The sequence below is a fragment of the Brevibacterium sp. genome (genome assembly GCF_052105255.1).
Taxonomy (GTDB): domain Bacteria; phylum Actinomycetota; class Actinomycetes; order Actinomycetales; family Brevibacteriaceae; genus Brevibacterium; species Brevibacterium linens_B.
On record NZ_JBQDYQ010000022.1, the window covers coordinates 39,791 to 50,041 of the forward strand.

Annotated in this window: 8 protein-coding genes and 1 pseudogene; 3 read left to right on the forward strand and 6 right to left on the reverse strand. The window is 65.9% G+C overall.

Annotated elements, in window-relative coordinates; all coding sequences use genetic code 11:
* Window positions 1-8: 8 nt before the first annotated feature.
* Window positions 9-1,316, reverse strand: coding sequence for a DUF6986 family protein (locus ACTIIH_RS08285; protein WP_441091109.1), 1,308 nt, complete (start codon window positions 1,314-1,316; stop codon window positions 9-11).
* Between the two features lie 379 nt (window positions 1,317-1,695).
* Between ACTIIH_RS08285 and ACTIIH_RS08290 the strand changes: the two genes are divergently transcribed.
* Window positions 1,696-2,475 (forward strand): IclR family transcriptional regulator, encoded by a 780-nt coding sequence (locus ACTIIH_RS08290; protein WP_441451386.1) that lies wholly within the window; start codon window positions 1,696-1,698, stop codon window positions 2,473-2,475.
* 19 nt (window positions 2,476-2,494) lie between these two features.
* Here the strand turns inward: ACTIIH_RS08290 and aceE are convergent, their stop codons facing one another.
* The 4 genes from aceE to uraD all read right to left on the reverse strand — a co-directional run bounded on the left by aceE (window position 2,495) and on the right by uraD (window position 7,186).
* On the reverse strand, window positions 2,495-5,239 hold the full coding sequence (gene aceE / locus ACTIIH_RS08295) for a pyruvate dehydrogenase (acetyl-transferring), homodimeric type (RefSeq protein WP_441451387.1): 2,745 nt from the start codon (window positions 5,237-5,239) through the stop codon (window positions 2,495-2,497).
* A gap of 95 nt (window positions 5,240-5,334) precedes the next feature.
* Window positions 5,335-6,219, reverse strand: a complete 885-nt coding sequence (gene pucL / locus ACTIIH_RS08300) for a factor-independent urate hydroxylase (RefSeq protein WP_441451388.1) — start codon at window positions 6,217-6,219, stop codon at window positions 5,335-5,337.
* Between the two features lie 155 nt (window positions 6,220-6,374).
* Window positions 6,375-6,698, reverse strand: coding sequence for a hydroxyisourate hydrolase (gene uraH / locus ACTIIH_RS08305; RefSeq protein WP_169251509.1), 324 nt, complete (start codon window positions 6,696-6,698; stop codon window positions 6,375-6,377).
* Window positions 6,695-7,186, reverse strand: coding sequence for a 2-oxo-4-hydroxy-4-carboxy-5-ureidoimidazoline decarboxylase (uraD, locus tag ACTIIH_RS08310; RefSeq protein WP_441091113.1), 492 nt, complete (start codon window positions 7,184-7,186; stop codon window positions 6,695-6,697). Before uraD ends, uraH begins: the two co-directional genes overlap by 4 nt.
* A gap of 198 nt (window positions 7,187-7,384) precedes the next feature.
* Between uraD and ACTIIH_RS08315 the strand changes: the two genes are divergently transcribed.
* Window positions 7,385-8,578, forward strand: a complete 1,194-nt coding sequence (locus ACTIIH_RS08315; protein WP_441451389.1) for a glycerate kinase — start codon at window positions 7,385-7,387, stop codon at window positions 8,576-8,578.
* Window positions 8,575-9,053: pseudogene (gene bcp, locus ACTIIH_RS08320) on the forward strand (thioredoxin-dependent thiol peroxidase). The gene ACTIIH_RS08315 and the pseudogene bcp overlap by 4 nt, the downstream one beginning before the upstream one ends.
* Window positions 9,054-9,123: 70 nt before the next feature.
* On the opposite strand, the gene ACTIIH_RS08325 reads toward bcp, so the two are convergent.
* Window positions 9,124-10,113 (reverse strand): DUF559 domain-containing protein, encoded by a 990-nt coding sequence (locus ACTIIH_RS08325; RefSeq protein ID WP_441451390.1) that lies wholly within the window; start codon window positions 10,111-10,113, stop codon window positions 9,124-9,126.
* Window positions 10,114-10,251: the final 138 nt, after the last annotated feature.

Sequence of the window (10,251 nt, forward strand, 5' to 3'; positions counted from 1 at the left end):
CAGTGCGCTCAGTCGAGCGAGCCGGTGCGGGCGAGCTGCCCGAGCTGTGTGAGGCTGAGGTTCGTCCGCGAGGTCACGAACTCCTCGGTGTGGGCTCCGCAGACGAGCCCCCGATCGAGGTAGCGGGCGAGCGCCTTCGCGGTGGCGGGTTCGTCGAGGACCGTCGAATCCGCCTTGAACACATAGTCGTGCAGGCGCTGCGCCGCCCTGGCCCCGCCTTCGCGGTAGAAGGCGAAAGTCGCCAGGAACCGGGTCGGCAGCTGGTGCGGGTGCAGGTCCCAGCCCTGGTAGATCCCCCGCTTGAGGTGGCGGCGGACGAGGCCGGCGTGCAGCGCCCAACCGTGGTGGACCTCTGCGGGTTCGCCGAGCGGGAGGATGTTCGTCGACCCGTCGGAGAGGTGGACTCCGGTGCCGGCGACGGCGAGCATCATCTGGTTCTTCGCGAAGTCCGCAACCGGATGGTCCATCGCCTGGTAGGCCGCGGCCACGCCCAGCGACGCCGAATAGTCATAGGTTCCGTAGTGCAGCGAGGTCACGCGCCCGGCCCCGGCCTGCAGTGCCGTCGCCAGGGGCACGGTGCCGTCGGCGGCGAGGACGATCTGCGGGGTCTCGACCTGGATCTCGAAGGTGATCGTCCCCTCGCCGAGGCGGTGCTCGGCTTCCAGCGCACGAGCGGCGAGCACCATCGCCCTCACCTGGTCGACGGTGCTGACCTTCGGGAGGGTGAGCACGAGGTTGTCCGGCAGACTGCCGCCGGCCTTGATGAGCTCGGTCAGGAACAGGTCGAGGGTGCGCAGACCGCGTTCCCGGGTGGCCTTCTCCATGCATTTGAAGCGGATGCCGACGAAGCCAGGGGCTCCCTTCTCGGTGCGCCCGGCCACCGCATCGCGGGCGGCCTGGACGACCCACCGGTCCTCGGTCTCATCGCCCTGGTCGCCGAAACCGTCTTCGAAGTCCAGGCGCAGGTCCTCGATCGGCTCACGTTCGAGTTTCGCGGTGACCGCCTCGGCGAGGAGTTCGGCCTCTCGGGCAACCTGATGGATGCTGGCCACCTGGCCGGGGATCGCGGGCCCGGATTCCTTGTTGGCGGCGGTGATGACACGTTCGGCCAGCTGCAGCATTCCGCCGTGGGCCTCGACGCACTCAAGCGCCTGCTGACCCCACTGGTACGGCAGGTCCGCACTCGTGCGGTGTCCGGGCACGTACACGGTGTGCACGGGCTGTCGGACGTCGCGATCTCCCGGATACGCGGTCGCCAGAAGCTCGTCCGTGTCCCCCAGCAGCGAGTCGATATCGGCCAGTGTTGATCGTTCCACTTTCACATTCTCTTTCTCTGCACGGGGTTCGACGGCGAGGCGGCAACGCCCGGCCCGGCCTCATTGTCTCTCATTCTCCACCCCCAGGCACGTAAGGCTCTCTGGGCCATCAGGACGAGACGTGGGCGACCGCCTCGGCGACCTTCTTCGCAACCTCCGGGTCGATGACCGAGGGGATGACGCAGCCGGGTGGAGTATCCGGGGCTGGTGGCGACCATGGGAAATATCCTCCTTGATATCGAATTTCCGTATTATGGATGTCCACTTTTGCCTGGCGGAAATTCTAGACGGTACCCTTGAATTCGGAAAGTTTCTTCCATTCACGACTACACTGAACGGAGTTTCACTGCTGAGACTCACCACAGATTAAGGAACTTCGATGAGCAGCAACGACACCCCGGCGGTCCGCCAGTCCAAGGGCGGAGTGCAGTCCGTCGAACGTGCGTTCGGGCTGCTTGAATGCATCGCGAACTCCGCAGGATCGGCGACACTGAGCCATATCGCCGCGGACGTCAATCTGCCTCTGCCGACGATCCACCGCCTACTCAACACCCTGGTCAACCTCGGCGTGGTCCGGCAGCTGCCCGACCGCGGCTATGCGCTGGGACCCGGTCTGGTGCGGCTCGGCGATATCGCCGGCTCTCAGCTCGGCGCGATCGCCCGACCCTATCTGCGCGAGCTCGTCGCCGAACTCGGGGAGTCGGCGAATGTGGCGACGATGGACGGAGACATGGTCGTCTACGTCGATCAGGTCGCCTCCGAACGACAGATGCGGATGTTCACCGAGGTGGGACGACGTGCCCATATGCACGCGACCGGGGTCGGCAAGGCCATCCTCGCGGGCCTGGGTTCCGAGCAGGTGAGGCGTATCGCCGCCACCGCAGGAATGCCCACCCCCACGGAATACAGCATCGGCACGATCGACGAGCTCGAGGCCGAGCTGGGCCGCATCCGTGAGCGCGGCTATGCCATCGACGAGCAGGAGCAGGAGCTGGGAGTGCGCTGCTTTGCCATGGCCATCCCCGACTCCCCCGTTCCTCTGGCGATCTCCGTATCGGGACCGATCAGCCGCGTCGACCAGTCGTTCGCCGATCGCGCCGTGCCCCTGCTCAAAGACGCGGCCGCCCGCATCTCCGCAGAGATGCAGAGCGGCCGCTGACTTCAGTTCTCCGATCGGGTCAGGAGTCTCCGCCGGCCGTTCCCGAAGTGCCGGCGTTGACGTCGTTCAGACGATAACGTCGAGCCGCCTCGGCGGGGATGGATCCGTCGATCTCACCGCGCTTGGCAAGCAGCTGCAGGGTGCGCACGACCATCGAGTGCGCGTCGATCTTGAAGTGCCTGCGTGCGGCGGCGCGAGTGTCGGAGAAGCCGAACCCGTCGGCGCCGAGGGTCGCGAAATCGTGGTCGAGGTACGGCCGGATGAGATCCGGCTGAGTCGAGTCGAAATCGCTCGTGGCCACGATCGGTCCCGGCTGGCCCTCCAGCTTCTGCCGCACGTACGGCACGCGGTCGGCCGCCTCGGTGCCGTCGGCGGCGTTGAGCTCTGCTGCCTCGCAGTCGAGGCCGTCGCGGCGCAGCTGGGCCCATGAGGTCACCGACCAGACGGCGGCGTCGACGCCCCAGTCGGCGGCGAGCAGGTCCCGGGCTTCGAGCGCCCACGGCACGGCCACACCGGAGGCGAGCAGCTGCGCATGCGGACGGTCACCCGGGGACGCCTCGGCGACGCGGTGGATGCCGTTGAGGATGCCCTCGACGTCGACGTCGTCCGGTTCGGCCGGCTGGAGCATCGGTTCGTTGTACACGGTGAGGTAGTACATGACGTTGCGCTCGTCCTCGCCGAGGTCGTGCTCGCCGTACATGCGATGCAGTCCGTCGCGGACGATGTGCCCGATCTCGTAGCCGAAGGCCGGATCGAAGACGCGCACGGCCGGATTCGTGGCCGCGAGCACCGGGGAATGGCCGTCGGCGTGCTGCAGGCCCTCGCCGGTCAGGGTCGTGCGACCGGCGGTGGCGCCGATGATGAACCCGCGGGTCATCTGGTCACCGGCGGCCCAGAAGGCGTCGCCGGTGCGCTGGAACCCGAACATCGAGTAGAACACGTAGACCGGGATCATCGGTTCGCCGTGGGTCGAGTACGCGGTACCCGCAGCGGTGAATCCGGCGGCGGCACCGGCCTCGTTGATGCCCACGTGGAGGAGCTGACCGCTGGTGGCTTCCTTGTAGGAGAGGAACATCTCGCGGTCGACGGCGAGGTAGTTCTGCCCGTTCGGGTTGTAGATCTTCGCGGTCGGGAAGAACGCGTCGATGCCGAAGGTGCGGGCCTCATCGGGGATGATCGGCACGATCCGCTCGCCCAGCCCCTTCTCTCGCATGAGGTCCTTGAGCAGCCGGACGAAGGCCATCGTCGAGGCGGCCATCTGCTGCCCCGAGCCCTTCTTCGTCTGCGCGAACGCCTTGTCACTCGGTGCGGGCAGGGTGATCCGATTGTTCTCCGGCTTCCGCGCCGGCAGGAATCCGCCGAGCTGACGCCGACGGTCGAGCATGTACTGGATCTCCTCGGAGTCCTTGCCCGGGTGGTAGTAGGGCACGGCATACGGATCCTCGTCGATGACCTTATCGCTGATCGGGATGTCCATCCGATCGCGGAAGGCCTTGACGTCGTCGGCGGTGAACTTCTTCATCTGGTGAGTGGCGTTGCGGGACTCGAACGTCGTGCCCAGACCGTAGCCCTTGACGGTCTGCACGAGGATGACGGTCGGCTTGCCCTTGGTGTTCACGGCCTTCTGGTAGGCGGCGAAGACCTTGTGATAGTCGTGGCCGCCGCGCTTGAGATTCCAGATCTCGTCATCGGACAGGTGGTCGACGAGGCCCTTCGTGGCAGGGGTGCGGCCGAAGAAGTTGTCGCGGATGAATCCGCCGGATTCGGCCTTGAACGTCTGGTAGTCCCCGTCGAGGGTCTCGTTCATGATCTTCACGAGGTCGCCGGTGCGGTCGGCGGCCAGCAGGTCATCCCATTCGCGTCCCCACAGGACCTTGATGACGTCCCAGCCGGCGCCGGTGAAGGTCGCCTCGAGCTCCTGGACGATCTTGCCGTTGCCGCGCACGGGTCCATCGAGGCGCTGGAGGTTGCAGTTGACGACGAAGGTGAGGTTGTCGAGCCCTTCGTTGGCGGCCAGCTGCAGGGCGCCGCGCGATTCGGGTTCGTCCATCTCACCGTCGCCGAGGAACGCCCACACCCGCTGATCCGAGGTGTCGGAGATGCCGCGGTTGTGGAGGTAGCGGTTCATCTGCGCCTGATAGATCGCGTTGATCGGGCCGAGCCCCATCGACACGGTCGGGAACTGCCAGAACTCCGGCATCAGCCGTGGGTGCGGATACGAGCTCAGTCCATGCGGGGCACGGGAGACCTCCTGCCGGAACCCGTCGAGGTCAGCCTCGGACAGGCGGCCTTCGAGGAACGCCCTGGCGTACATCCCCGGTGAAGCATGGCCCTGGAAGAAGACCTGGTCGCCGCCGCCGGGATGGTCCTGGCCGCGGAAGAAGTTGTTGAATCCGATTTCGTAGAGTGTCGCGGCGCCGGCGTAGGTGGAGATGTGTCCGCCCACGGAGATCTCGGGCCGCTGCGCCCGGTGGACGAGCATGGCGGCGTTCCAGCGCAGCCATTTCCGGAAGCGACGTTCGACCTTCTCCTCACCCGGATAGAACGGCTCCTGGTCGACGGGGATGGTGTTGACGTAGTCAGTGGTGGTGACCTTGGGCTGGGCGACGGAGTTCGTGGCCGCGCGTGCACGCAGCGCCTCCATGATCTCGGCCGCGCGCTGGGTTCCGCGCGCGTCGACGAGCCCTTCCCAGGACTCGATCCATTCATCGACCTCTTCGTCGGTGATTCCCCTCGAACTCGACGAGGTTGTGTCCTGTGTCATATCGGGGTTTCCTTCTCACGGGATCCGGGCTCCCGGAACAGTACCCCGGGAGCCCGGAGATGGAAAGTCCTGTCTCAGCAGGTGATGGTCAGGTCTCAGCAGAAGCCGGCGACCTGCGCCCACGCGTCCTTGTTCTCGTCGACGCCTTCACGGGTGAAGGTGGCTTCGATGAGGCCGTAGGGACGGTCGGCGACGATGAAGACCTCGTTCGGGTTCTCGAGCCCGAAACGGTCGATGTCATAGACGAAGTGGTGCTTGTTCGGGCACGAGAAGCGGATCTCGTCGATCTCCGGCACGGCCTCGATGACCTTCTCCCCCATCTGGTACAGCGTATGCTGCAGGGCATGGGAGAAGTGGTCGGTGAATGAGTCGAGGATGATCTCCTTGACCTTCGTGTAGACGGCCTCGAAGTCGAGGTCGGTGGTGTTGTAGATCCATCGGGTGGCGATATCAGTGGCGAGGATCCGGTCGTCGGTCTCCGGCAGGGTCGTGTACTTGTCCTTCGGGTAGCCGACGAAGCCCGATTCCGTGGTCTTGAGCACGGTGAGCCCGTTGAAGCCGGAGATCAGCGTGTCTTTGTCGCCGTCGCGGGTGAAGACGACGGTGCGGACCTCGGGTGCGGACCTGAAGAACGAGTGCTTGTGGTCGTTGATCCGATCCCAGCCGTATTCTTCGGCCTCCCAGCGCCCGCCGGTGACCCAGTCGAAGCTCGACGTGAAATGGTCGGCCAGGCCCATGAGGAACTGCTCGGGCGAGCTCACGCCCAGCTCCTTGGCCTTCGCGAAGACCGTGTTCTTCTGGGTGTCGGTGGCGACGACGTGCTCGTTGTTGCCTTGGGTGTGCGCGGTCTCGAAATCGCCCCACAGCTGCGAGGTGACGTTGAGATCGCGGATCTCGTGGCGGTCGGTATCGCGGTAGACCCGCATGAGTCGGTTCTCCGCCTTGCCGTACTGGTTCGATGTCAGTCGGACCTTGCTCATTTTCTTCCTCCAATTCGTCGGCGTGCGGCCCAGCGCACACCGTGACCATTCGATTGGCGAGGCCTGCCGGCAGTTGCCGGTCGGCTTCGGCGGTTTGTTGAGGATGGCGATCCTGCAGGGGGCCTGCTTCCCCTGTGAGCGGCTGTAGGCGCGGCTCAGCTGCCGCGGTAGGTGCTGTAGGCGAAGGGGCTGAGCAGCAGCGGAATGTGATAGTGCTCTTGGCCGGCCTGGACGGTGAAGTCGATGGTGACCACGGGATGGAAGTGGTCGACCTTTCGGGCCGCGAAGTATTCGCCGGTGCCGAAGACGATCCGGTAGTTGCCCGGCTCGAGGTGGTCGGGGCCGAAGTCCGAGACACGTCCGTTGTCGTCGGTGCGGGCCGAGACGATGACCTCGTCACCGGAGTAGAGAGTGACCTCGAGGTCGGCGGCAGGGGTGCCGACCATCGAGTCGAGCGCGTGGGCGGTGATGAAGCTCATGCGAGGATTCCTTCGAGTCTGAGTTCGGCGATCTGGATGAGCTGCTGCCCGACCTCGGCGGTCTCATCCTCTGCGGTGTTGTCCATGCGGCGCTGCAGTTCGGACAGTATCTCCTCAGGGGTGCGCCCGGCGGCGCGGATGAGGAAGACGCGGTCGAAGCGGGCTTCGTAGGCGGCGTTGCCTGCGGCCAGCTGGGACTGCACATCGGCTTCCATGGTGCCCAGTCCGGCCTGTTCACTGCTCGAATGGGCTGCCTCGGCGCTGTCGCCCTTCGCCTTCTCGCCGATGCGCGGATGATGGGACATCGCGGCGTCGATCTCGACGGTGGTCAGCGGTGTCGCAGTTCGTGATGCGGCCTTGGCGGAGTCGAGGTCAGCCAGGGGGCGGGCGTCGACGACCGCGTCGATCCACCGGTCGACGTCGAGGCAGGGACGCAGAATTCCGCGGGCATCATCGGCTGGGAGTCGGTTGAACTCGGCCAGGTCCACGGTGACCTCCTTGGCAGGGCTGAATGACTTTCACCGTTCGGAATACCATTTCCGAACAACTGCTCCGAGTCTGCTGGGCGTCATCGGCAATGTCAAATTGCTCACACACTTTTGTGGAAAATTTATTTCGCATGGTGGATACTGGGTGTATGGCAACCGCCGCATGTCCGGCCATCGACGATGAGGTTGAATGAGTGCATGAGCCTGTATCCCAATGATCAGACCCCGACGATCGTCTGTGCGCCCGATTCCTTCAAAGGTTCGGCCTCCGCCCCTGCCGCCGCGGCCGCCATGGCCCGGGGCGCCCGGGCGGTCTTCCCCGACGCGCGAGTCGCCGAGCTGCCTTTCGCCGACGGCGGGGAGGGCACGCTCGACGCTCTGCTCGCCGTCTGGGGAACTCGGCCGCGCACCGTGGACACGGTCGATGCCCTGGGCAGGACCACCTCGGCGGACTTCGGTCTCTCCCCGGACGGACGGACCGCGGTCATCGAAGCCGCCCAAGCCAATGGCCTGCCACAGGTCTCGGATGTGGGGCTGCAGCCCGAACGCGCCGATACCTACGGCGTCGGGCTCATCGCAGCCGCGGCACTCGAACTCGGGGTCGAGGAGATCCTGCTGTGCATCGGCGGCTCGGCGAGCACGGACGGCGGGACCGGAATCCTGGCCGCCCTCGGCGCACGCTTCACCGACGCCGCAGGTCAGCCGGTCACACCGGGCGGAGGCGGGCTGGCATCGATCTCCGCGGTCGACACCTCGGAGCTGGACCGACGGGCCACGACGGTGCGGTGGCGCATCGCCGTCGACGTCGACAATCCGCTCACCGGGCCCCGCGGGGCCGCTTCGGTCTTCGGCCCGCAGAAGGGAGCGGATACGGACTCGGTGACCGTGCTCGATTCCGGACTCGGTCATTTGGCGGGGTTGCTCACCGGCAGCTCCACCGAGGCGAGAGACCTGGCAGCGACTCCGGGATTCGGGGCCGCCGGCGGGATTCCGCTGGCGCTGACGACGCTGCTCGGCGCCGAGGTGGTCCCCGGATCGACGATGGTCGCCGAGGCTGCGGGACTGTCCGAGGCGCTGGCCGATGCCGACTTTGTGCTCACGGGAGAGGGATCCTTCGATTCCCAATCCTTGGGCGGGAAGGTCGTCGCGGCCGTACGGGACCACGCCCCCGCCTCGGCGAGGGTGATCGTCATCGCCGGTCGGGTCGGCCTGTCCGCCGCGGAGTGCCGGGAGGCCGGGATCACGGCGGCGCTGTCGATCGCACCGGGACCGGCGGACCTCACCACCCTGTCCGAGCGCGCCGAAGCGCTCATCGAGGACACGGCCGCGCAGGCGTGCGCACTCAGCTCGCCGCTGAACAGACCATTTCAACGACGAAAGGACGCACCGTGACCACGACTACTCAGACTCAGCTCACCGTCGGAGACATCGCTCCCGACTTCATCCTCACCGACGCCGAGGGGCGGACCTTATCGAAAGACGACTTCGCCGGCCGCAGCGTCATCGTCTACTTCTACCCGAAGGCGGCATCGCCGGGCTGCACGACGGAGGCCTGCGATTTCCGGGACAATCTCTCTGCGCTGGCAGCCGCCGGCTTCGAGGTCCTCGGCGTCTCCCCGATGACACCGAGTCGCTCAAGGAATTCGCCGCCGAGGAGGGACTGACGTTTTCGCTGCTGTCCGACCCCCGTGCGGCGGTGGCGAAGGCCTACGGCAGCTATGGGCAGAAGACGATCGGGGAGCACACGTTCCAGGGAACCCAGCGCTCGACTTTCGTCATCGGCGCCGACGGCACGCTGAGCCACGCCGAGTACGACGTCGACGCCCGCGGCCACGTCGCCCGCCTCCGCACCCAACTCCTCCCCTAATTGCTACCTGACGGCGGCCCAGCAACCGCGCGCGAGGTTGCTGGGCCGCCGTCAGGTGCTTCTGGGCACATCATCCGGTGCGCAGACGCGCGGCAAGGGTCCCGAGGATGCGTTCGAACGGCGCGGTGCGAAACAGGTCTCCGAAGGTCAGCCGGATGATCTTGTACCCCCGGGCCTCGAGCGCTGCTTCACGCGCCTTCTCTGCGGCGAGGCTCTCTCGTGTCGAACGGCCCTCCATCGTGTACTTCTCCATCCCGTCGATCTCGACGATGAGTCGGGCATCGTGGTTGCAGAAGTCGACGCGGGCGATGACCTCGCCGAGGTGGCCGAAGAACTCCACCTGCGGTTCGAATCCGGTGATGCCGTGTTCGAAGAAGCGCACCGCTGCGATCGACTCCGAGGGGGCCTCGCGCCTGCCGTCGGTGAGGTCGAGAGCACGCAGCACCGCGGCGCCCCCGCGGGATTCGGGACACTCCGCCAGCACCGCTTCGATGCGGAAACGCGTGGTGCGGCGCCGGCGGATCGCCTCGTCGAGCATCGGCACGGACACGTCCGGACCATAGTCTCGGGCGATGTCGATGAGCGTGCGCTCCATCGTCGTCACCGCATAGATGCCGACCATCTTCCGGTGAGCAGACGGAATCTCGCGATTGCGCACATAGAGGTGCCGGTACTTTCGACTGACGTTCGGCCGGAACACCTCCACCCTCGTCCCGACCGGATAGGCGATCGGGAGGTCGTGGATGAGTGCCGCCGACACATGGGAGAAGACCTCGCGCCCTTTCGTCACCCGCCATCGCCCCGATGCGGAGTGGATCTTCTCGGCCCGCGTGCGAATGAGCACTCTCAGGGGTTCGATCTCATCGCGCATATCGCCCTGGTAGCCGAATTCCTCGAAGTCGGCTTCGGTCAGGGCCGCCCAGATCGGCTCATGTCGCGCGTCCGCACAGGAGCCGGTGGCCACATATCGTCCTCGCGCTACGCGTTCGAGGCAGCACTTCTCCCCGCGCCGGATCTCGTCTTTGGTGAACCCGAGCCGATAGAGCTTTTGAGTCGTCATACTTAGGTACATGAAACCAAATTGCACTATCCGGCATCATACGGCAATAGTCCGTACTAATCTGTGGATAACTTCTCCCCAGAACTACTGTGAGTATTGATGGTGGCTGGTCTGGGACTGGCTGGCAGAGTAGGAACT

Excerpts from the sequence above, each read along its gene's own strand:
- uraH (WP_169251509.1), bottom strand. The coding sequence starts at position 6,698 with ATGAGCTTCATCACCGCCCACGCGCTCGACTCGATGGTCGGCACCCCT.
- ACTIIH_RS08290 (WP_441451386.1), top strand. The coding sequence starts at position 1,696 with ATGAGCAGCAACGACACCCCGGCGGTCCGCCAGTCCAAGGGCGGAGTG.
- pucL (WP_441451388.1), bottom strand. The coding sequence starts at position 6,219 with ATGAGCAAGGTCCGACTGACATCGAACCAGTACGGCAAGGCGGAGAAC.
- ACTIIH_RS08325 (WP_441451390.1), bottom strand. The coding sequence starts at position 10,113 with ATGACGACTCAAAAGCTCTATCGGCTCGGGTTCACCAAAGACGAGATC.
- aceE (WP_441451387.1), bottom strand. The coding sequence starts at position 5,239 with ATGACACAGGACACAACCTCGTCGAGTTCGAGGGGAATCACCGACGAA.
- ACTIIH_RS08315 (WP_441451389.1), top strand. The coding sequence starts at position 7,385 with ATGAGCCTGTATCCCAATGATCAGACCCCGACGATCGTCTGTGCGCCC.